This is a genomic window from Parachryseolinea silvisoli, from assembly GCF_021190955.1.
GTDB classification, from domain to species: Bacteria; Bacteroidota; Bacteroidia; order Cytophagales; family Cyclobacteriaceae; genus Ohtaekwangia; species Ohtaekwangia silvisoli.
The window spans coordinates 852,920-875,070 of sequence record NZ_JAIOAO010000001.1; the positions used below are offsets into that span (position 1 = coordinate 852,920).

Genomic DNA, 22,151 nt, shown 5'->3' on the forward strand with positions numbered 1-22,151 from the left:
CGTTTTTATTTCTTACAACAATTTATTGTCGACCAGGTACTGCGCGATCTCCTGCTCAGCCTTATTAGGAACAGCTACTTTAATCTCATAGTCCTTCTCCGACACGTTCGAGTGAATTGTTACCGGGAAGCTATTTCCGACAGGATAACTAAATACCGACGAAGCCACCAGACCAAACGCCACCGGCGCCTCTTCCAGCTTCTCGTCACCGTATACAAATGGTTTGTCATTCTTACGCTGCAGCGTATAGATAGCCTCACCTGTCAGGCGTGTAACAATGGTTACCAGGTATACATCAGCCTGATAAGCATCTTGCGTACGCGTAATGGAGCCATCTTTCTCTTTAACTTCCTTTACATTCTTCAGCATCACTTTCGCTTCAGTTGTGCGGGGAATTGGGTAATAAGCCTTCAGATAATCAGCCATGCTTTTCTCGTATTCCGCTGCTTTCGCAATGGTGGGAGCACCGTCAAGTTTGAGAAACTCTGCTTCAGCCGCTGGGTTAATGGCATTGTTTACTACCAGGTCTTGCGTGAAGCCCTTTACCACCAGGTTATAGATCTTGTCTTTGCGCGTCGGCGGATAGGCCTCGTCGTGTAAACGGACCATTGACTTACCGCTGCCAACGAACCGAACCGTGTAGCCAAACAGGTTTCTGAACTTGGGATTGGCGTTGGTGTATTTCCAGGTCTTGATGGTAAACAGCGAGTCACCATTGAGAGAGCTTACCGCCAGGTTAGCGGGCTCCATAAACTTGGAGGTACCCGTGATCTGCGCATAGGGCTGTTTGTCCTTTAACAGGACGTCTTTTTTGATGTCGAATTGGCTAAAGCCTTTTACACTGGCTGCCAGTACGAATGAGAGGATAAGAATTTTTCGCATGATAGTGTGGAGTTTATCGTGCATTAAAGTAACGCACTTTGGTTTAATAGTCCCGTGAGAAGCGGACGGAGATTAACGCCATGTAAGAAACTTTAAGTTATTACATGATATGCTCTTTCTGTATAAAACAGAGTATAAAATTTTCGCTGATTTGTACAATTCTACATACCCGGGCGCGAGTCGCAGCATAATTTTTGCGTAGGTTTGTGTGTACCTGATGATCTTGAAAGAATGCGCCTTTTAACCCTATATGTAACCATGCTGCTGCTGGCGTGCACGCCCCTTCTGGCCCAGACGCCCAAGCCGATAGCTGTCACGTTACCGGATAGTGTCACGGCAGCATTCATTGATCGTCCCGGCGAGCTTTACCTTCAGCTCCGCAGTGGCCTGCTGCTACGCTACGACAAAGACGGCAACCTGCGCGCAACCGCGCAGGTGACTACACCGCCCACACTCTTCGACCCACGCGACGGCGCGCGCCTGTTTGCGTATTACCGCGCCACCCAACAGTATACATATCTCAATCCTTCGTTTGAAGCAGGCATTCTCCACCCCATCGACGCCGCCTTTGCCGCCGAACCCTGGCTGGTCTGCGCCTCCGGCGATTACAACGTATGGATACTGGATGTCGCCGACTGGAGCCTGAAGAAGATCGATACACAGAAAGGCATAGTACTGGTAGAAACACCCGTGGCAGGAATCGCTGCGGACAAACACGAAGCGATCACCTATATGCGCGAATACCAGGGCTTCCTTTTCTTACTCGAACACGGCAAGGCACTACACATGTACAGCAGCATGGGCAAGCATCTGCGCACACTGGCAGCACCGGGCATTCGGTATTTTAACTTCCTGGGAGAAGAAGTGTATTTCGACACCAACGGCCGGCGCCAGCTGTTCAACCTGTTCGGCGCCAAATCCTATTATGCCGAAGGCCCGGTATCCCAGAATTTTGTACTCCAGAGCGATGAGCGCCTGTACATCATTGACGGCAAGACCCTGGAAGTTCACCCCGTGCAGAAACCCTGACCGCCGTCATAACATCCGTTGTGACCGAATCCGGACTGTATCTCATTCACGTAAGGTTACCCCCCCATTTCGCCCGCGCAGCGTAATGCTGATGCGGTAGTTTTGTAATCATTTAAAATCCTTATGAAACACTATTTAAAGATTACCTTCTATGCAGCATGCCTGGCCCTTGTGTGGAGCGCCTGCTCGGAAGATGAAAATGACAAAGAGGATAATAACCCGGTTCCCGGCCAGGTCTCGTTTGTAACGACCGAGACGGTCTCTGGCGGTGCGAACGACTACATTACCGTTACCATTGATGGGTACCAGGACGTGATTGTCGACAACCGCCTGTTTCACACCCTCTATATCAATGGCAAGAACGTTCCCGCCAAGGTGGTGCCAGGCTCTCAATCGGGCACGGTGGTAGACGTTACCCTGCAGGTACCGTTCGCCGTAGGCTCCGGGCGGATCGAGCTCCAGGAAGGCACGGAAAAGATCCAGGGCCCTATGTTCGAGTATACACCCCGGTATGTTCGGTTCTCCTTTCCGCAAAGTATCGGCGCATCACTCACCCGCTTCACAGACAGCACGGTAATCGCCTGGGATCCGCTGTTTTTTGACCGGTTCAACATCATCGAATTCGCCGGCGTCGGCGACGATCCGAACAATCCCAGCGTTCCGGCCGCAAGACTTCTCCGGCAAAGCCGGCCGCTGACCATTCCGGATAAAAGCGAGGGGATGTATAAGATGATCCCTAACATCGGCATGGCCACGGCGCCTAACCAGGACGTATTTTTTGCGCAGCGATATTCAATCGCCGGCAGCCAGGACATCCGCAATGAACTGATCTCAACGGCAAGCGACTTCGAGCATGCCCTGTATGTCGAAGGGTATGGAACAGCAGACTTCAATACCATCATCGATGTAGAGATCGACAGCAAAGGGATCATGTATACAATTGAATCCGGAAAGACCTTTATCCGCAAGAACGATACCGGCAGCATCAGCACATTTGCCGGCGCTACCACTACCGGACACGTAGACGGCACGGGCGCCGCCGCGCAATTCACCAGGATCTCGGCACTGGCGATCGACAAAGCCGATAACCTGTACGTGGCAGACGGCCCATACATCCGGAAAATCACGCCCGCCGGTGTCGTGACCACGCTCGCCGGCAGTGCCCAGGCCGGCAACGTCGACGGTAAGGTGTCGGAGGCCCGTTTCAGCAACGTAACAGGGTTGTTCATGGCCGCCGATGGCAAGCTTTATATCGCCGATACCGGAAACGGAAAGATCCGCGTGCTCGACACCGCCGGTAATGTTAGAACGCTGCGTGGAACAACCGCGCTCCTGGAGGAGACGGCAGAAACGTTTCACCTCTTCGCAGACACCAAAGGCAATATCTACACCATATCGCCGAACAAAACCTACGAAATGACGGTATCCGTTCCCGAAAATAATATGTTGCGGACACAGTTCGAACGGACGCAGGAAAATGGCATTTACGCATTTACACTAGAAGAGCAGGACTAACAGAACGGCACCCGCCTCCTTTTACCGGCCTCTGCGGCGCTTTAGAGCGTGGCAGAGGCCGGTTTTATTGTACGACGTCCAATTCCGATCGTCAGTGCCCGGAATGGCTTTTTTAACTGTTCATTTTTGAACATATTTGTGCATCACAGAACACCTGTACAGGCTTAAAACACCCCAAATGGCGGTTTTTGTTACTGGCATAGATTTTCTTACAAGCATTATCCACACCTAAATCATCCTTACTCACGTGAATGAAGGCGGCAAAATTTTAATGATCGATGACGATGAAGATGTACTCCTGGCGGCGAAGATGTTGCTTAAAAAGCAGGGGCATCATGTGATTATCGAAAAGAACCCGAAGAAGATCCCTTTTCTACTCAACAACGATACGTATGATGTCATTCTGCTGGACATGAACTTCAGCAAGGACATCACCAGCGGTAAGGAAGGTTTTTATTGGCTCGAGCAGATCCTGGCGCACGACCCCTCGTCGGTAGTGATCATGATCACAGCCTTTGGCGATGTAGAGATGGCCGTGCGGGCGCTGAAAGCCGGTGCCACCGACTTTATTCTCAAGCCGTGGCAGAACGAGAAGCTCATTGCTACGATCTCGACAGCCATCCGCCTGAAACAATCCTATAAAGAAGTAGACAAGCTGAAGAAGGCAAAAGAGATGCTGGAAGAGCAGATCAGCCGCCCCTTCGCGGAGATCATCGGCCAGAGCAAGGCCATCCAGGATGTATTCCAGCTGATTGACAAAGTTGCCAAGACCGACGCCAACGTGCTTATCCTGGGTGAAAACGGTACGGGAAAAGAACTGATCGCCCGCGCGATCCACCAGCGCTCCCTGCGCAAAGACAACAGCTTTGTGTCGGTGGACATGGGTGCGATCACCGAGACGCTCTTCGAAAGCGAGCTGTTCGGTCATAAGAAAGGTGCTTTCACCGACGCCCGCGAGGACCGCCCCGGCCGCTTCGAGCTCGCCAACGGGGGTACATTGTTCCTGGACGAGATCGGCAACCTCAGCATGGCCCTGCAAAGCAAGTTGCTCAGCGCGCTGCAATCACGTCAGGTAACGCGCGTCGGTGCCAACCAGGCGTTGCCGGTAGACATCCGGTTGATCTGTGCGACCAACATGCCGCTGCACAAGATGGTCCAGGAGGGCACATTCCGGCAAGACCTGCTGTACCGCATCAACACCGTGGAAGTCCAGGTACCACCGCTGGCCGATCGCGTGGAAGACATCCCGATGCTGGCACAACACTATTTGAACTACTACGCCAAAAAATATCACAAGCCCGTGAACACCATCGCCCCCGACGCCCTGGACAAGCTCAAGCGCTACGCGTGGCCGGGTAACATCCGCGAGCTGCAGCACGCCATCGAACGTGCCGTGATCATGACCGACCTGACCAGCTTACAGGATAGCGACTTCCTATTGAGCCGTGCGCTGTCTACCGGCCCCGCCAACAATACCCTGAACCTGGACGAGGTGGAGAAAACAGCAATTGTAAAAGCACTCAACATGCACAACGGAAATATATCCAAAGCAGCAGACGAGCTTGGGCTGACGCGTGCCTCGCTATACCGGAGAATGGAGAAGTATGGAATTTAACTGGCGATCGGCAGTAATTCCCCGGGTAGCCTTTCTGGCCGCCTCGCTATTCCTGAGCTGTGTTTTTATACTCAACGACACCAACTGGCTGTACGCCGTGGTGTTTGTCGGAATCAGCCTGGTGCAGATCAAGCTCCTGGTAGAATACCTCGATCGTACGCGAACCAGCATGACGTCGTTTTTCGACTCCATCCAGTTCGACGACCTCTCTTATTCTTTCAAAACCTCCAGCGAAGACCCTGACGTACGGCGCCTGCACCAGGAGCTGAACCAGGCCATGCTGCGCATGCGCAGCGCGCGCCGCGAGAAGGACTCCGAATTTCTCTTCTTCAAGAACATCGTCATGCACGTCGGGATCGGGCTCATGGTGTTTCGCGAAGACGGCACCGTCGAGATCTTTAACAGCGCGGCCCGCAAGCTACTGCGCGTCAACCGCATCACACACCTGCGCGACCTCAACAGCGTCAGTGAAGTGTTGGTCAATGTCTTCACCCGCCTCAAGACCGGTGGCCGTGAGCTGACGCGCCTCAAGATCGGCGAAGAGATTGTGCAGCTTTCTATCTACGCCATCGAGTTGACATTGCGCGGTGAGAACGTCAAGCTTATTTCTCTCCAGAACATCCAGAACGAATTGGAAGAGAAAGAAATGGAAGCGTGGCAAAACCTGGTGCGTGTATTGACGCACGAGATCATGAACTCGGTAACACCCATTTCGTCGCTGGCCGGCGTGGTGGAAGAAGAGCTGAAGCCATACATCATCCTCGAGGGTGAAGAGAACACTGCTCCACCGCTCTCCAAAGACCAGCTCAGTGATATTCACCTGTCACTCCAGACCATCAGCAAGCGCAGCGAGGGTCTCATACACTTCGTAAAAGAATTCCGCAGCCTGACGGCTATACCGAAGCCGCGCCCTTCGCAGATCGACGTGCGCACCATGCTGGAAGAGCTCACGATGCTCCACCGCAGGGAGTTGAGCGACCGTGGCATCCAGCTGAGCATATCCGTCTACCCGGAGGACCTCACCATTACCGCCGACAAGAACATGATCGAGCAGGTTGCCATCAACCTGTTGAAGAATGCCATTCAATCCTTCGAAGACCAGGAGCATAAGACGATTGCCCTGCGCGCGTACCTGAACGACAAGTCGCGGGCCGTGATCGCCGTCAAAGACAACGGCACCGGCATTGATCCGGAGGCGTTGGAGAAGATCTTCATACCGTTCTTTACCACGAAAAAGACCGGTTCGGGCATTGGGCTCAGCCTGTCGCGCCAGATCATGCGCCAGCACCAGGGAACGTTAAGCGTAAAGTCGACTGTCGGCCAGGGCACCGAGTTCTTTATGCGTTTCTGACCTCCTCAGCCGGGTTCCAGGGTGCCTCCCATAAAGATTTGTAGGCAAAATCCGTATTTAATACATTTGCCAAACATTTGGAATCCGCTATGCAAGACATCCCCCAGAAAGTCACCAAGATATTGACGGAAAAACTCGGCATCGCAGCGTCGGAAATTACCCCCGAAGCAAACTTTGTAAAAGACCTGGGCATCGACTCCCTGGACTATGCCGAGATCGTGATGGAGTTCGAGCAAACGTTCGACATCCGCATCCCGGACGACGACGCCGAAAAGCTCCAGACCTATGGACAGGCGGTAAACTACATCCAGGACAAGGTCAGCAAAAAATAATCTCCCTTCATTCCCGTCTTGGGGAATATAGCAAACGGTCCTACCCTGCTGCGCGTGAACACTCCAGGTAAGAAGGTACTCTTCATCGTCAACAAGTACGCCGGCACGGGCTACCAGCCCGCGGTGGAAGGACGCATCATCGACGCCTGCGAGCGTGCCGATGCCGAGTGCACCATCGAGTTCACGCGCGCCCCCGGCCACGCCGTCGAGCTGGCCGAGCAAGCCCGCCAACAAGGTTTCGACTTCGTCGTCGCCGTCGGCGGCGATGGCACCATCAACGAAGTAGCTCGCGGCGCACTAAAAGCCAACATCCCCATGGGGTTGATCCCCCGCGGCTCCGGCAACGGCCTCTCGCGCCATTTGGGCATACCGTTGGGTGTAGCCGACGCCGCGCAGTCACTCTTTCAAAGCACCATCGTGCCGATGGATGCTTTTACTGTTAATGGCAAGCTCTCACTCAATGTATCCGGCATTGGCTTCGACGGGCATATCGCGAACCTCTTTGGTGGTACCAGTAAACGCGGCCTGGCAGGCTATGCCAGGCTTACCATGCAGGAGTTCTTTGCCTTTCGCGAGTTCGAAGCAGAGATTGAGATTGCAGGTAAGCGAAATACAGTGAATGCCTTTATCATTGCGATTGCTAATTCTTCACAATACGGCAACAATGCACGCATCGCTCCGCGTGCGTCCGTAACGGACGGACTACTGCATATTAATACCATGAAGAAGGTGCCGGTATACCGTTTAGATTTTATCTATAACATGTTTGCGGGAGACGTTGGTAAGACATCGTTCTGCGATGTGCGGGAGGCTCCTTCATTGGTGATTCGTACATCGAAGCCAGTGGCATATCACGTGGACGGCGAGCCGAGTGGACACAATACTGAGTTTAAGATTGAAGTACTGCCGGGGGCGATTCAGATTCTGGCACCGGCTGTTGGAAAGCGAGTAGCTAAACGGTGATGTTATGGCGAGTGCAAAGTATGAAGCCGAAGTGCAAGCCCTGATCAGAATGGCCGAAATCGCCATTGACGCCTTTAAAAAATTCCCGCACAAAGATTGGCCAGATAAGGATGTAAAACAATTCATACATGTTTACACCGAAGAGAGAGAGGGACTCTTAAACCGGCCGCTCCAGTATCGAAACCTGAAGAGCTTATGCTACACAAGACAAGATATGCTCATATATTTTCAGGAGGGAGCTGGAGAAGCTGTCAACTATTTCTGGGAACAGGTAAAACTTGAGAACCTGGGAATCAAAAGAGAAAACAAGATGGCCAAGATTCTAAAACGCGGCAGGATTAAAGATCAGATCGAGTATGACTTTGTGATCGATGTTCTTGTCCCCTACCAACAAGAAGGATTGATCACAGAAAGTGGTGTGGTTAAGATCAATGAAATGATTGCTGCTTTCGAGAAAAAGCGGACGACATAAAACATCGATCAGCGTAAATCGACAACTCCCACCAGCGGGCGATTGCCTTCATCACATTTTACCTCATGGGCATCTGACGTAGTCGTCTCCCAGATCCCTCCCTTTTTCTCCAGCATACAGATAGCATGCGCACAGGGATAAGCACCTTTTATAATCGGCGACGCCAGCAGCTCCAACTCAACAATATTGCCCTGCGCGCCAATCTCCAGGCGCTCAAGCGTGGTGATAACATCAGCTTCACCATAGATCAAGCCATCATACACAACGTAGATTCCGGCTTTTTTTCGAAGCGGGCCGAGCGACAGTTCACTTGTTTTTTCGCTATCATATCGGCCAAGAAAATAGCGCAAGAAAAGATCGTTGGCGTAAATAGTTGCTTTGCGTACACCATCAGTTGGTGTGGCGTACACGTAACGCTATCGCCGGTTCTTGAAATGCCGCCTCAATGGCATTCAGTAGGTCTTCACGGTCGGACTGTGAGAAGGCCGAGTACCCGACCAGCGTCAGAAGGAACAGGGTTAAAATCTTATTCATACACGTTGAATTGTTACGAGGGATGTCGTGAATTGTCAACAATTCACGTGCCAGTGTAATTCATCAATCGATATATATGTTATCCATTTCAGCTTTTACCATCTTCGAAAACAAAAAGCCACGGATAAAAATCCGTGGCTTCAGTATAACTTATGATACTATTCTATGACTACTTCGCCGACCCTTCGTTCGCAAAGCGGATAATCCTCGCGAGATCGTCTTTCTTTTTATACGAAAGGTGATTGTCTTTAACATACTTTTCAATGTCCGCCTCACGTCCCTGGAATTGACCAACGACCTTTTTCCCGGCCCGGGTTACGTCGGTGGCTTTTCCGTCTTTTACCAGGAATAAATCTTCTTTCTTTATGGCTTTATCACCACGGCTCCCGACGTCCAGTGCAGCGTTGTAATTGCCCGCAATAATCTCTACGGACGGTTTTGCATAAAGGGAAGTATTACCTTTGGCCAATACTTCCACCAGCCCTGTGAGACCTGGCACCTGCTGGCGGTTGGCGTTTAAAAAGAGTTGTTTGCGCGGCATCACAGCGAGTTCGAAGCCTTTGATCTTAGAGAGGCTGGCTACCTTGATACCGGCGGGAGTATTGATCTCGAGAAGGCTGTTTTTGATATCGTATTTTAACGACAGGTCCGCGAGCGTATCCCCGGATAGCAGCATAAGGGTGCCATTGACCCAATCGTCGTGCAGGTAGACGCTTTCAATTTTCTCGGGCTTGGGTTGGAACTCGTTATAGCGACCGGAGGTACGGTCTACTATTTGATCAACGCGCATGTCGCCTTGGGCAACGGTTGCGAGGGAGAGAACGGTTAAGAAAATAGTTATTACTAAACGCATACTTCAAATGTATTAAAAAAAGGGGCTACCGAAATAGCCCCTTTCCCACATAATAATGGAGTGATTTTAAATCAACTAAAAATCGTCTTCAGTAAAGCCCGTACGTCTGTGGCCGTGTACGACATACGTTGTACCGAACGGCGTAGAATCGTCTTCGAACTGAATCTCAAAGTAAATGCTGTCCGTCACAACACCGGTTTTCGACTTTCCTCCCTTGAGGAAGATCTGGCCTTCCGGTATGCTAACTTTGATGTCATACGGCGTACCACGAACCGCACCTGTGCTGGTCACTTCATCTGCTGAAAACTTCTTGTCCGTAGGATCAAGCTGAGCTTTAATCTTGTACGTCCAAAAATTTCCGGATGCTGCCGTCGCCGTCACAATATCAGAAATCAGCATTTCTGTATTGACGTTAGCGGCCGTATTAGATGTAATGATTTCGGAGTAGCCGCCCCCAACATCTTCACCATCAACGGAATACGTCACCCACCACTCTCCGGCTATTTCCTGCCCGGCGGTATGTCCAATCGTCGGATCATCAGAGTCACAACTTAGCAAAACCAGGCCCCCGAAAGCGACGAGGAAAGCTCCTGTTATTATCTTTTTCATATCGTTTATGAATTGAATGTCTATTGTTTAGTAAATAATCTGGGTGCATTGCCGTATCCACCATTGATCACAGTCCAGGTAAATGCGCTGCCATCCTCTTCTACCGTAGCATCAACACCGTAAAAGGGACTTCCCTGTACGAGTTGGTACGGAAATCCCAGGAGCCCAGGAGCATAGTGGTAGAACCGAACCATTGTACCAGGGCCAACATCATCCGGTGCTACGCCACCTACGTTGTTGGAAGTATACAGATTCATTTTACCAGGCACCTTTGCGATAGTCGCAAAACCAAATACACCACCCTGACGCTGATATACACCCGTCAAGTCATCATCCACCACGTCGGGAGAGATCACGCCTACATAACGATATTCAGTAGCTGGAAAACCATCTCTATTGATAGCTGTATATTCGATAGTATACACACCAGGTACATTCGGATTGACTACGTCTCCGCCGGTCTGTACTTCGATCTCTTCACCTTCTTCTGTTGCTTTCACGCCGGGTTCTGCCCAGGTTCCTCCCTGAGGAATGCTATTCCATTGCTCTCCTGTCAAAGTGATTTCGGCATAATACGTAATCTTTGATACGCCTTCTGTTTCTGCTTCATCGCATCCATACAGGAGCGCCACCGCCAGAAATAAGGCCGAAACTATATAGAATCTATGTTTCATTGTTATTCTCATTAATTGTGATTCCACTATTTCTTATCCCACCAAACTTTTGTTGTAATCGGCACCTGGTCCGGTGTGTTGGGATTTCTGTTCCGTTCTGTTTCCGGGAACAACAGGCGTTTAGGGCGATTGCCTAAACCGGTTACACCACCAATCGGGTATACCAGATCGCCAGGCACATACTCTGCGTCGTCATAGCTAAAATCGGTGAACTCCGGATAGCCGAGGCGATTACGTTCAAAGAACGCTTCCAGACCCTCGATACCGGCCAGTGCAATCCACTTTTGTACGGCAATAGCTTTCAGATTCTCCTCCTCTGTACCGTTGGGATATTCATAAGGGCCACCCGCTTCATAGTAATCTTCTGCCCCTGTAGCAATGCCCAGCCGGGCAAAGGCTGCTTGAATAGCGGCCTCATACAATCCCTGAGCGGCACCGGTGCCGGGACCCATACCACGGGCAGCTACTTCCGCCTGTAAGAAGAGTATCTCCGGTACGGACATGAAGTACAGTGTATCGGTAGCCCCAATAATAGCCGTAGAAATATCATTCGGAACAATTTCAACCGTAGAGGCGCCAAAGTTACCTTGCTCGATGCCTCTGAAGCCTTTTTTCGGCTCGGTGAATAGCTTCGCGCGCCGCAGGGTGTCGTCGTTAGCTTCCAGGAAGTCCATAAACGTTTTGCTTGCCTTGATATTTTCTCCCGTATTCAACTTGCGACGATCCGCTTCGTACAGCGGGTTGCTTTTGTTCTCGACGTTATCAAATTGCGACATGTTCGCGCTTGTTGTCAGGAAATTAGCACCACCGGCATACAGCGCTGCGATGCCACTTTGCGCTACCGCGGGGCGAGCATAGATCTGGCGCAGGTATATTTTTAATTTCAAGGTGTTGGCAAATTGAACCCACCGATCTACGTCTCCATGGAACAACAAGTCTTGTTTGCCCGGATCCGTATTGGTAGTTGCGTCAAAGTCCCTGCCCAACGCCTCGTCAATACGCACAATGAGTGAATCGTATACCTCTTGGCCAGGCCGGAAATGTGGATGCTGAACAAGATTTCCCTGAAGGGCCTCATCGAAGGGAATTTCGTCATAAATATCGACCAGCATTTGATACACATAGCTCTGCATCACCGTGCTCATGAGGTACAGATTCCAATCGCCTTGCTTTTTAGATTCATTCCGGGCGAATTGCAGATCTTGCAGGGAACCACTATAAAGTTCGTTGAAATCAGGGTTCAGCGTGGACTGTTGTACGATGTAGGCATCAAAGTTCTTGTATTGGTTCGAACCGTTGTTCTGTGCCCAATACTGTACCCACATGCCACCCATAATGTTATAGTTTGTCACCAGGCGGGCACCAGCTGACGCAATCCCAGCAGGCAATGCCAACGCCGGGGTGTTGGTCGGTGCGTTGTTCGGATCTTTATTCACGTCCAGGAAATCGCTGCAGGACGCAAACACGACGGCAAATGTCGTTAAGAATATCGCTATCTTTTTCATGATCTTAATCTTTCTAATGGTTTAGAATCCGGCTTTCAGGCTGATACCATAGCTTCTTACAGTGGGACCTACGGCAAACTCACCTGAAAATGCGCTCACCTGAGAACCGTTGTAACCGGTGATCTCCGGATCGACGATGTTATTGGACGAGGGTGTCCACAAGAACAAGTTTCTACCGACCAGGCTCACGTTGAGGCTGGAGATCGGCGTGCTCTGCAGCAGCGACGACGGAAGGTTGTAGCTCAACACCACTTCGCGCAGTTTAACAAAGGTTCTGTCAAGTACGTGGCCACGCTCCTGGTACAGGTTCGTCGACGAGTTCATGTATTCAGAGAAGTTGTTGACGTTTACCGGAATGTCGTTTTCGACATATACCGGCGCATCATCGGTACCTACTTGCTTCACCGAGTTCGGTACGATGAACGGTTTGCGATCATTGTACAGCGTGTTGGTCGAGTTACCCACGAATTCCATCAGGCGCTTGGTGTATGAATACATGTCACCACCACGACGGTAGTCAAAGGTGAATGCCAGGCTTAGGCCTTTGTAGGTAAACTGGTTGCTCAGACCGGTCACGAAGTCGGGCTGCATGTTTCCAATGAACTCTTTCTCAGCAGATGCTGTCGGAATACCTTGTGCGTTTACGATGATGTGTCCATCAGGATCGCGTGCATAATCAACAGCCTTGTAAGCACCTACCGGGTGGCCTTTGGCGGCGACGAAGTCGATACCATAGATGCTGTTGATGAGGAACTCGTCGAGACCATCGGCCAGGGCGATTACCTTGCTGCGGTTGAATGTCCAGTTGCTTGACAATGTCCAACTGAAATCACCTACTTCAATCGGCGTCACGGTTACTAACAACTCGAGGCCTTTGTTCTGCACTTTGCCCAGGTTGTTGAAGAACGTGGTATAGCCGGTCGAGTTGGGCAACTGTACCGGCAGAATCTGGTCTTTGGTGTTTTTGTTGTAGAGGGTCAGGTCGATGCCGAGACGGTTCTGAAAAAACTTCAGCTCAGTCCCCACTTCAACTTCGGTCGTGATCTCTGGCTTCAGATTGGGGTTACCCAACTGGTTCGCTACCTCGAACGCATTGATACCTTTGATCGGGAAGTCCAGCTCACCGAATGACAGCTGTACATTCCCCGGTACAAATACATTGTATACCCCGTACGGATCGGCGTCACGGCCTGTCTGTCCTACGGCTACACGCACCTTGCCAAAAGAGAGCGGACCGGAGATGGACGGGAACATGTCTGAGAACACGAGGCTGGCATTTGCCCCGCCGTAGAAATATGAGTTGTTGCCTTTGGGCAGTGTCGAAGACCAGTCGTTACGCGCGGATGCACTGAAATACAGGTAATCCTTATAGGAAAAAGAAGCTTGCGCATATACACCTACAAGTCTACGCAGCGATTCGAATGTGTTTACTGTCGGTGGATTGGCGCTGTTAGCTAAGGAGTAGAAGCGTGGAACGCTAAGGTTACTGGCATAAGCATCGTACTCATCCAGGCTGCGTTGGTTCACGTTATGCCCGATGAAACCATCAAAGTTTATATCGGAAGAAATCTTCTTATTGAACGAAATAATGAGGTCACTGTTCACCTCGCGTGAATAACGTGAACGGTTAAACACAGTACCCGGCACATCGATCTCGCTCGCATTGTATCCTGCATCGTTGAAGTTCGCAATCGCGATCCAGTCCTTTACCTGCGAGTTAGCAACATCCGTACCGATACGCCATTTTGCAGTCAACCAGTCGGTCAGCTTATAGTCAAAGTTTAAGTTACCCTGTATACGGTTTTCGATAAAGTCGTTGCCATTTTCTTTCAGTACAAACCAGGGATTCTGGTTGTACGGCGTATAGAAATTGTCCAGGTTGTAAAACTTATTATTGTAATCCTTCATATCCACCACGCTCAGGTCGTTGGGGATCTGGATCATCTCCTGGAACAGTGTTGCACCGTTCGAGCCCTGCCCCACCGTTACCGCTTTGGCATTTTTGAGGAAATAGTTAATCGAAGACGATACGCTCAGCCTCTTTCCGGTGTAAGAACCGCGGAAGGAAAACGTATTACGTTTGTACGAATCGGCATCTGTGGGAATGATACCGTCTTCCGAAGTATTACCGTACGAAAAGTAGTACGTCAGCTTGTCTGTACCACCGCTCACCGAGATGGTGTTCATAAAGGCTGTGCCGACATCATAGAAGTCGCGGACGTTATCTTCGAGGGCCACGTATGGTTTGATCAATTGAGTGTTGTCTACGACGTTACCCCAAATGCGCGTGCGACCGTCGAATTTAGGTCCCCAGCTTCCGTTCTGTGTGTAATCGTTGATACCATTCCAGCCCTGACCGAACTCTTGTTGTACTTCGGGCAAGCGCAGCGGCGTGCTGAAAGTAGCCGAGCTGCTTAGGCTTACGCGCAGGCGGTCACCTGTTTTGCCTTTCTTCGTAGTAATAACAATGACACCGTTGGCTGCACGTGAACCATAAAGGGCGGTAGCCGACGCGCTCTTCAACACCGTAACCGACTCGATATCGTCGGGGTTAATGTCGTTGGCGCGGTTACCAAAGTCCTGCTGCCGGTTGGCGTTGTTATTGTCGGACGTAAAGTTGTTAAAGCCGTTGTTGATCGGCACACCGTCTATTACGTACAGCGGGTTGTTATTACCACCGATGGAGTTTACACCACGAATAGTAACGAACGTCGCTGCACCGGGCTGACCTGAAGACGAGTTAACAATCACACCGGCAACTTTACCTTGCAGCGCATTGATGGGGCTGAAGGAACGTCCTTGCGATACTTCTTTGCTGCTGACAGTAGACGCAGAATAACCGAGCGCTGCCTGGCTGCGTTCCACCCCGAGGGCAGTAACCACCACTTCGCTCAGTTGCGTCATGTCTTGTTGCATGGGTACGTCGATAACCGAACGCTGCCCCACTTCGATCTCTTGTGTAACCAGGCCGATGAACGAGAATGTTAGTGTACCCCCCGTCGCGGGGATGGACAGCGTATAGCCTCCATTTACGTCAGTCGTGGTACCGTTTGTCGTACCCTTCAGTAAGACGTTCACGCCGGGTAGGCCGGAACCGTCTTCTGCTGCTGTTACCTTGCCGGTAACGGTTCGTTCCTGTGCCCAGGCTACACTTATATGCAGCAGGCAAAGGAATCCAATTTGTAGAAATTTCCTCATACTTGTTAGGTTAATGATTTTGAAATTGACCCCACGCCGGTAAATCGTTATGCAGGGATTACCGGTATGTTACTTTTTCAAAACTCCCAAAAGCACGGGCTAAAAGAATGACGAAGGAGAGGGTATATTACATGTCTTGTTATACCACTATTTGGGGTAATTATAAATCTCCTTTACCTATGGGCAAAAAAAAAGCCCCTCCATCTGAGGGGCCGATCCTGCCGAAATTTTCTCCATTAACCTAAACTTATGAATAAATTTCTCTTTCGTGACGAGGTAGGATCATGCAGCAAAATTGGTATGTGCCGTACTAAATTCCATCCCCCGTATAGGTTGATTTTAAAAAGCGCGCTTTCTTCCCACATAAATCGGTAGGTGTCACTATTCTCACGACACCGACATTTGGAAACGTTAGCGATCAAAAAAATTATTATTTGCTAAATCAGTTTTTCGAGGTTTGCCTTGGCAATTGCCTCCGACTTACTGTTGACCTGCAGTTTGGAGTAGATATTTTTTATGTGTGTCTTTGCTGTTTCCTTCGAGATAAACAGCTCTTCGGAGATCTGTGTATACGTCTTACCTTCTGAGATCAGTTGCAATATTTCAGTCTCGCGACGCGTGAGCGGCGAGTTGGGGTTCACGTGAAAGTTGTCGATTACCATCCGCGCAATGCGGCTGCTCATCGGTGCACCGCCCTTGACAATTTCTTCCAGCGCCGCGAGCAACTCCATGTAATTAGCGCTTTTGGTGATGTACCCGGAAGCACCGGCCTTCAACGCCTCAAACACCAGCTCGCTGTCTTCGTACACCGTTACCATCACGATATCAATGTGCGGGAATTTCTCTTTAATGATCTTGGCTCCCTGTATACCATTGATGCCCGGAAGCTCGATGTCCATGAGGACAATCTCGGGTTTGTCGCGATTGATGTTGTCGATGGCGTCTTCGCAGTTGCCATAGGCATTGACGACCATAAACTTCTGCGAGCTGTTGACTATCAGGTTGAAGCTGTTCCGGATCTCCTGATCATCTTCGATCAGCAGAACGCGTTTTTTAAAGGGTAATGCCATAATGCGGTTTTTTGGTGATTTTGAAGGTTAGCGATACGCGGGTGCCTTGCTCCGGTACGCTGTGTATACGCAAAACAGACCCGAGCTTATCGGCTCTGTCGCGAATATTTTGCAGGCCATTGGTTTTTTGTGCTTCTGCGGCCTTAAAGCCGACGCCGTCATCCTCCACACTGAGCTCAAACCCATCTTCACCGGCACGCGTCAGCGAAAGCTTGACGTTCCTGGCCTCTGAATATTTGAAGGCGTTGGTCATCACTTCTTTGAAAATGAGGTTGGCGTCGCGGCTAAAGCCGTAGGGCAGTTTGATCTTTTCGCGCACGTCGTTGAAGGCCCGAAACTGGATAGATTTTTCTTCAAACAGCTTTTCGCCAAAGTCGCGAATGTGAAGGAAGAGCTTGGACAGCTCGTCATTTACAGGGTCAATGGACCAAATGAAGTCGCGGGTGCCGGTATACAGATATTTGGCAGAATTCTCGACCTTGGTGTATAGATCGTTGTTTTTATCGTGTCCATTGCCGTTGCTATTGAGCTTCAGCAAACTGATATAATTGATAATGCGCGTCAGCTGATTGCCCATCTCGTCGTGAAAGTCACGGGCAATTTCTTTCCGCAGGTTCTCCTGCTCACGGATGCGAATGCGCTCGAGCAAGATCATTTTGTTGACGCGCTGTTTTACACGCAGGTATAATACAAGCGTAACGACCCCGGCCAGCAGGATGAATGCACCGACGATAAAGGCCGCCGTCTGATAAAACGGTGCTTTCACCGCGAAGGGATAATTGACGCGCACCTGGCCCCAGCTGCCACGCTTGTCAGTGCTCATCACGTGCAGCACGTAGTTGCCGGGGGGCAAGTTGCTGTATGTTACCTGACCAATGGACGAAGGGCGCGACCACTTCTTGTCAAAGTTCTCGAGATAGTATTGAAACTTCACCGACTTCGGGTAACGTTTGTCCACACGATTAAAGGTAAACGTGAGGTGATTACGGTCGGGCGGGAATTGCGGATTCACAGGCAGGTTAAAGAAACCTTCGCTGGATTGCGCGTATTGTAATGGCGAGTATTCACCGTAAAAAACCTGTAGCGAAGTCAGGTGTAAGTCGAACGAGCGCCAGGGTTTGTCGCTCATGTCGTTGTATTGATATAGACCGTCTACAAGGCCAAAGTATTTGCCGTGTGGCGTCAGGTCGAAGGCGTTGGAGTTTGTCTCGACGCCGAGCAGTCCGTTGTCATAGCCGTAATACAGGTTTTGCACCATCTCGAACTGTGCATTCAGCTTGACGCGATTGATCCCTTTCTCACTGCCAATCCAAATATTCCGATGCTCGTCTTCGGTAACAAAGTAAATAAAGTCGGATGCAAGCCCTTCTTCCATGGTGAGAAAGTGCGACTGGCCGTGAACAGGATCGGCAATAACAACCCCGGCTCCACCCGAAGCGATCACCAGTAACGAGTCACGATAGGGCCGTATGCCGAAGGCCGCGGTATTGCGAAAGCCGGGCACCGGCACGACCTCGAAACGATCGTTGTCACGCAACCGTTGGAGTCCGTTCATATCGTTAGAGACAAAAACCGTTTTATGATAGCGAGAGTAGTACACATAACGAACGGAGTTGGAGGCCAGGCCATCCGCGGTGGTATAATTTCGAAACTTATGCCCATCGTAGTACGACAAACCGTTGGTCGTCGCGATCCACATACCGCCACGCTCATCAAAGTCAATCGCCATGACGCTGTAGCCCGCCAGGCCCTCCTTCCGGCCATACCAGGTGAAGTCGTCATCGGCCTCGCTGTAGCGCCCCAGGCCATACCCTGTGCCTACCCACACGGTACCGTCAGGCGCTTGTTTGATCGTGCGTATATCATTACGATAGTGCTCCTTCGGATCAGCAAAATATTTAATGTTGCCCCCGCGCACATGACAAAGGCCTTTATACATAGAACCAAACCACTGGGACCCATCGCGGGCGTTGAGTATGGCCATGACGCCGCCAAATTCTCCATTGGTCCGCTGAAAGTCCTGCATGGAATAGCGGTACAACCCGTTGCCGTTGGAAGCCAGCCACGTGTTTCCTTCGGAGTCGACAATGACTTCCTGAATGGTGATATCGTGCAGAATGGTATCGGCATGGGCCTTGCCCTGCGTCAGCTTTTGACGCACGAGATTCATTCCATTGGAGGTCCAGAAGATGTCTTCTTTTTCGTCGTACCGGAGTACGTAATCTCCCAAATTCCAGGTGAGTTTTTCAACGTTGTGGTCAGCGTAATTTAATTTAAAAAGTCCTCGCTCGCTTTTAAACAGCACCTGATTTTTATAGAGAAACACATTATAGATTTTACCGGTAGGCTCTTCGGAAGAGAAGGTAAATGATTTTTGCGCAGTTTGAATCAGGAACGAGTTGTCGTCGAGGAAAAAACAGCTGGTGCCATCGGGTGTTTTGATGTGTTGCCAGATGGTCTTGCCGGGCACGATGGCCTTATCCCAATACACGACCGTATCGCGGTAGATCTTGGTGAGCGTGCCCGTGGCATTGACGGCAAAGACGGTGTCGCCGCGTTCCAGGAGGTAACGCATGTGGTGTTTATTGCGCTGGCGGCCGTCGGGGTTATAAAAGCGTTTGAAGGTCGTGCCTTCTAATTTCGACATGCCGTTGGGATGAACGATCCAGATATGCTGACGGCGGTCGATGTGCAGGGCGAGGATGTCGTTGGATAAAAGGCCGTCGCGGGTGGTGTAGACTTTAAATTCGCGGCCATCGAAGCGGGCCAGGCCACCACCCTGGGTGGCGATCCAGAGGTAGCCATATTGGTCTTCGCGCAACGCCATGACCTGCGACTGAGGCAAGCCGTCGACGGCGGTGTAATTGCGCGTGGAATACCTTGCATGCTGCGCCTGCGCCCCCAGTACAACCAGGAAAAGCAACAAACCAGGCAGATATCCCTTTGCACGGACCTTCACTCTACAAATAACGCATTTCATATGCTCTCCGTTATCCCTTATATTACGGTATTTGCTCCCAGCGCCGCTTCCGTGCAACCTTCAGGGGTCCACGCGCGTCTCTGGCCCAGTTACGGAACGATAATTTAACCTATTCGCCCTAAATCCCGGAAGATCATGATCAGGAATTACTTCGTCATCGCGCTGCGGTCGATTCGCAAACACCTCTCCTACGCCACTATCAACATCCTGGGCCTGAGCCTGGGGCTCGCCACGTGCATTCTGCTGGTGACATGGATCGGGCACGAGCTGCGCTACGATCGGTTTTATCCACGTGCGTCGGAAATCTATCGGGTGTCGCTGGAATATGCCTCGGGCGGACAGGTATCCAAGATCGCTCTATCGCCGACCGCCCTGCTGCCGACCCTGATGCGTGAATTTCCCGAGGTCGAAGCAGGCGTGCGTCTCTCCAGCAATGCCCCGGTGCTGCAGTACGGCGACAAGATTTTTGAAGAACAAAACGTCTACTACGCCGACAGCACGTTTTTTAAAGTCTTTGGCCTGGAGCTTATCGCGGGCAATCCTGACAAGGCGCTGACACAGCCGCAATCCCTGATATTTACACAGTCGATGGCCAGAAAATATTTCGGCAGCGAAGACGTGGTGGGAAAGACGCTGCTGGTCAGTGGCAAAGAATATCAGGTCACGGGTCTCCTTCGCGACCAGCCCGACTATACCATGTTGCCCTTCGACTTTATCGCGTCCTTTACTACGCTGCGGCAGGCCCACGAGCCTCCGATCTGGTGGAGCGCCAACTACACCACGTACGTGCTGCTGCGCGACCAGGCCGACGTGGCTGCACTGACAGACAAGCTCAATAAGCTCGTGGCAAAAGAAGTAGCCGGCGACATCCCGGGCGAAGGCAACTACGTGCGGTATAATTTCTTACCGCTGCCCGACATTCACCTGCGCTCGGACATGGACAATGAACAGGTACCGGTCGGCAACCTGCAGTATGTATATATTTTTGGCTTCGTGGCATTGCTCGTGCTGGTCATTGCCTGCATCAACTATGTCAACCTGGCGACCGCCCGCGCCACCGACCGGGCCCGCGAGGTGGGCGTACGCAAAGTAGCCGGCGCCCTGCGCACACAGTTGTTTTTTCAGTTCATCTGCGAGTCACTGCTCATTACCTGGATTGCGCTTGTCGCGGCCTTTATGCTGGCGCGGCTGGCGCTGCCCCTGTTTAGTTACATGACGGGAGTAGCGTTCGATTCATCGTTGTTCCTGAATCCTGCGGCGCTGGGGGTGGCCGTTGTTTTCACGACACTGCTGGCCTTCCTGGCCGGCGCCTACCCGGCCCTGGTCATTACAGGCTTCACGCCCGTAAAAGTGCTGAAGGGTAATTTCAAGACCTCCGGCAAGGGGTTATGGCTGCGGCAGGGGCTGGTCGTATTTCAGTTCTGCGCCTCGATTGTATTGATCGTAGGCACGGTGGTGGTACTCCATCAACTGTCATACATCCGCGATAAAAAGCTGGGCTTTGACAGAGAGCGTGTTGTTGTACTGACGGCGGACGCGCGAACACGGGAAGTCTTCTCAGCCTTAAAGACCGAAATAGAACGACAGGGCATTTCGCAGCAAATAGGCCGGGCGATGGAGTCGCCCACACTGATCGGTGGCGGCTATTCCCTTCACAAACAAACCGGGAGCGACCAGGAAGGCATGAACGTAACAGCCATGGCCATCGACACGGGTTTTATCCCGACACTGGGAATGGAACTGGTCGCCGGTCGCAACATTACCGAAAGCGACTATGAACAACTGGCACACGATACCACCTATGCTTTCATTTTAAATGAAAATGCTGTGCAGCAATTAGGCCTCGACCCTGACAAAGCCATCGGCACGCCGGTACACCTGAACGGCCGACGTGGGGCGGTAACGGGCATCGTGCGCGACTTTCACTTCGCATCGCTGCAACACGAGATCGGACCGCTGGTATTGTTCACCGAAGAAATCTATCGCGGCAATGTGTTTGTTAAACTGAAAGGCCACGACATTCAACAGGAGCTGGCTACGCTGAAAGCCATCTGTCAACGTCTTACACCCCACCGGCCATTTGATTATCACTTCCTGGATCAGGAATACGATGCCTTGTACCAGAACGAACAACGCATGGGCACAGTCAGTACGGTGTTTGCCGTGCTCGCGATTGTCATTGCCTGTATGGGGTTGTTTGGGTTGGTGGCATTCTCGGCTGCACAGAAGACGAAGGAGATCGGCATCCGCAAGGTAATGGGGGCTAGCGTACCAGGTATTGTGTTGCTGATTACAAAAGATTTTACACGCCTGGTGCTCATTGCCGTGGTGGTGGGGTTACCCCTGGCCTACTGGCTGATGGATTCCTGGCTGCAAGGATTTGCCTATCGTGTTTCGGTCGGCGCAGGCCCTATCGTGCTGGCATTCTTTACGGTAACGCTCATTGCGTTTGTTACGGCAGGGGTGCAGGCGCTGCAGGCGGCGCTGGCCAACCCCGTAAATACTTTGCGCAACGAGTAGCTGTTGCGGCCGATCCGTTCGTGCGCAAGGGCCGGAAGTCAGCATGATT

General features: G+C 51.3%; 18 protein-coding genes. 8 read left to right on the forward strand and 10 right to left on the reverse strand.

Annotation, left to right across the window (positions count from 1 at the left end; translation table 11 throughout):
* Window positions 1-12: 12 nt before the first annotated feature.
* The gene (locus K7P01_RS03670; RefSeq protein ID WP_267289944.1) at window positions 13-882 is read right to left on the reverse strand and encodes a hypothetical protein; all 870 of its coding nucleotides are present in this window, start codon (window positions 880-882) and stop codon (window positions 13-15) included.
* Window positions 883-1,113: 231 nt separating this feature from the next.
* On the opposite strand from K7P01_RS03670, the gene K7P01_RS03675 reads away from it, so the two are divergent.
* From K7P01_RS03675 to K7P01_RS03705, 7 genes are all read left to right on the forward strand, one after another.
* On the forward strand, window positions 1,114-1,911 hold the full coding sequence (locus K7P01_RS03675; protein ID WP_267289946.1) for a hypothetical protein: 798 nt from the start codon (window positions 1,114-1,116) through the stop codon (window positions 1,909-1,911).
* Window positions 1,912-2,034: 123 nt separating this feature from the next.
* The gene (locus K7P01_RS03680) at window positions 2,035-3,426 is read left to right on the forward strand and encodes an NHL repeat-containing protein (RefSeq protein ID WP_267289948.1); all 1,392 of its coding nucleotides are present in this window, start codon (window positions 2,035-2,037) and stop codon (window positions 3,424-3,426) included.
* Window positions 3,427-3,697: 271 nt separating this feature from the next.
* Window positions 3,698-5,041 carry a sigma-54-dependent transcriptional regulator gene (locus K7P01_RS03685; protein WP_267289950.1) on the forward strand — a complete coding sequence of 448 codons (1,344 nt, stop codon included), beginning with the start codon at window positions 3,698-3,700 and terminating at the stop codon, window positions 5,039-5,041.
* A complete protein-coding gene (locus K7P01_RS03690; protein ID WP_267289952.1) occupies window positions 5,031-6,392 on the forward strand; it encodes a sensor histidine kinase in 1,362 nt (453 codons plus the stop codon). The genes K7P01_RS03685 and K7P01_RS03690 overlap by 11 nt, the downstream gene beginning before the upstream one ends.
* Before the next feature lie 89 nt (window positions 6,393-6,481).
* The gene (locus tag K7P01_RS03695) at window positions 6,482-6,724 is read left to right on the forward strand and encodes an acyl carrier protein (protein WP_267289954.1); all 243 of its coding nucleotides are present in this window, start codon (window positions 6,482-6,484) and stop codon (window positions 6,722-6,724) included.
* 18 nt (window positions 6,725-6,742) lie between these two features.
* Complete coding sequence (locus K7P01_RS03700; RefSeq protein WP_267289956.1) at window positions 6,743-7,687, forward strand: diacylglycerol/lipid kinase family protein; 945 nt, start codon at window positions 6,743-6,745, stop codon at window positions 7,685-7,687.
* 4 nt (window positions 7,688-7,691) lie between these two features.
* Window positions 7,692-8,159 carry a hypothetical protein gene (locus tag K7P01_RS03705; protein WP_267289958.1) on the forward strand — a complete coding sequence of 156 codons (468 nt, stop codon included), beginning with the start codon at window positions 7,692-7,694 and terminating at the stop codon, window positions 8,157-8,159.
* 8 nt (window positions 8,160-8,167) lie between these two features.
* Here the strand turns inward: K7P01_RS03705 and K7P01_RS03710 are convergent, their stop codons facing one another.
* The 9 genes from K7P01_RS03710 to K7P01_RS03750 form a co-directional block, all read right to left on the reverse strand.
* On the reverse strand, window positions 8,168-8,569 hold the full coding sequence (locus K7P01_RS03710) for a hypothetical protein (protein ID WP_267289960.1): 402 nt from the start codon (window positions 8,567-8,569) through the stop codon (window positions 8,168-8,170).
* Entirely contained in the window at window positions 8,550-8,693 is a 144-nt protein-coding gene (locus tag K7P01_RS03715; protein ID WP_267289962.1) for a hypothetical protein, read from the reverse strand. The genes K7P01_RS03710 and K7P01_RS03715 overlap by 20 nt, the downstream gene beginning before the upstream one ends.
* A 169-nt stretch (window positions 8,694-8,862) precedes the next feature.
* Window positions 8,863-9,546, reverse strand: coding sequence for a hypothetical protein (locus K7P01_RS03720; RefSeq protein WP_267289964.1), 684 nt, complete (start codon window positions 9,544-9,546; stop codon window positions 8,863-8,865).
* A 75-nt stretch (window positions 9,547-9,621) separates the two neighbouring features.
* Window positions 9,622-10,155, reverse strand: coding sequence for a lipid-binding protein (locus tag K7P01_RS03725; RefSeq protein ID WP_267289966.1), 534 nt, complete (start codon window positions 10,153-10,155; stop codon window positions 9,622-9,624).
* 20 nt (window positions 10,156-10,175) lie between these two features.
* The gene (locus K7P01_RS03730; RefSeq protein WP_267289968.1) at window positions 10,176-10,829 is read right to left on the reverse strand and encodes a DUF5011 domain-containing protein; all 654 of its coding nucleotides are present in this window, start codon (window positions 10,827-10,829) and stop codon (window positions 10,176-10,178) included.
* Between the two features lie 26 nt (window positions 10,830-10,855).
* Complete coding sequence (locus tag K7P01_RS03735; protein WP_267289970.1) at window positions 10,856-12,334, reverse strand: SusD/RagB family nutrient-binding outer membrane lipoprotein; 1,479 nt, start codon at window positions 12,332-12,334, stop codon at window positions 10,856-10,858.
* A 21-nt stretch (window positions 12,335-12,355) separates the two neighbouring features.
* Complete coding sequence (locus K7P01_RS03740) at window positions 12,356-15,532, reverse strand: SusC/RagA family TonB-linked outer membrane protein (protein ID WP_267289972.1); 3,177 nt, start codon at window positions 15,530-15,532, stop codon at window positions 12,356-12,358.
* Window positions 15,533-15,969: 437 nt separating this feature from the next.
* Window positions 15,970-16,602: a response regulator transcription factor gene (locus K7P01_RS03745; RefSeq protein ID WP_254086646.1), complete on the reverse strand. Its 633-nt coding sequence runs from the start codon at window positions 16,600-16,602 to the stop codon at window positions 15,970-15,972.
* A complete protein-coding gene (locus K7P01_RS03750) occupies window positions 16,586-19,582 on the reverse strand; it encodes a ligand-binding sensor domain-containing protein (RefSeq protein ID WP_267289975.1) in 2,997 nt (998 codons plus the stop codon). Before K7P01_RS03750 ends, K7P01_RS03745 begins: the two co-directional genes overlap by 17 nt.
* 135 nt (window positions 19,583-19,717) lie before the next feature.
* Here K7P01_RS03750 and K7P01_RS03755 point away from each other — a divergent pair, with 135 nt between their 5' ends.
* Complete coding sequence (locus K7P01_RS03755; protein ID WP_267289977.1) at window positions 19,718-22,102, forward strand: ABC transporter permease; 2,385 nt, start codon at window positions 19,718-19,720, stop codon at window positions 22,100-22,102.
* Window positions 22,103-22,151 lie beyond the last annotated feature (49 nt).

Coding starts and splice junctions, on each gene's coding strand:
- K7P01_RS03720 (WP_267289964.1), bottom strand. CDS start 9,546: ATGCGTTTAGTAATAACTATTTTCTTAACCGTTCTCTCCCTCGCAACC.
- K7P01_RS03680 (WP_267289948.1), top strand. CDS start 2,035: ATGAAACACTATTTAAAGATTACCTTCTATGCAGCATGCCTGGCCCTT.
- K7P01_RS03685 (WP_267289950.1), top strand. CDS start 3,698: ATGATCGATGACGATGAAGATGTACTCCTGGCGGCGAAGATGTTGCTT.
- K7P01_RS03750 (WP_267289975.1), bottom strand. CDS start 19,582: ATGAAATGCGTTATTTGTAGAGTGAAGGTCCGTGCAAAGGGATATCTG.
- K7P01_RS03735 (WP_267289970.1), bottom strand. CDS start 12,334: ATGAAAAAGATAGCGATATTCTTAACGACATTTGCCGTCGTGTTTGCG.
- K7P01_RS03730 (WP_267289968.1), bottom strand. CDS start 10,829: ATGAAACATAGATTCTATATAGTTTCGGCCTTATTTCTGGCGGTGGCG.
- K7P01_RS03675 (WP_267289946.1), top strand. CDS start 1,114: ATGCGCCTTTTAACCCTATATGTAACCATGCTGCTGCTGGCGTGCACG.
- K7P01_RS03705 (WP_267289958.1), top strand. CDS start 7,692: ATGGCGAGTGCAAAGTATGAAGCCGAAGTGCAAGCCCTGATCAGAATG.
- K7P01_RS03670 (WP_267289944.1), bottom strand. CDS start 882: ATGCGAAAAATTCTTATCCTCTCATTCGTACTGGCAGCCAGTGTAAAA.
- K7P01_RS03690 (WP_267289952.1), top strand. CDS start 5,031: ATGGAATTTAACTGGCGATCGGCAGTAATTCCCCGGGTAGCCTTTCTG.
- K7P01_RS03695 (WP_267289954.1), top strand. CDS start 6,482: ATGCAAGACATCCCCCAGAAAGTCACCAAGATATTGACGGAAAAACTC.
- K7P01_RS03715 (WP_267289962.1), bottom strand. CDS start 8,693: ATGAATAAGATTTTAACCCTGTTCCTTCTGACGCTGGTCGGGTACTCG.
- K7P01_RS03755 (WP_267289977.1), top strand. CDS start 19,718: ATGATCAGGAATTACTTCGTCATCGCGCTGCGGTCGATTCGCAAACAC.
- K7P01_RS03745 (WP_254086646.1), bottom strand. CDS start 16,602: ATGGCATTACCCTTTAAAAAACGCGTTCTGCTGATCGAAGATGATCAG.
- K7P01_RS03725 (WP_267289966.1), bottom strand. CDS start 10,155: ATGAAAAAGATAATAACAGGAGCTTTCCTCGTCGCTTTCGGGGGCCTG.
- K7P01_RS03740 (WP_267289972.1), bottom strand. CDS start 15,532: ATGAGGAAATTTCTACAAATTGGATTCCTTTGCCTGCTGCATATAAGT.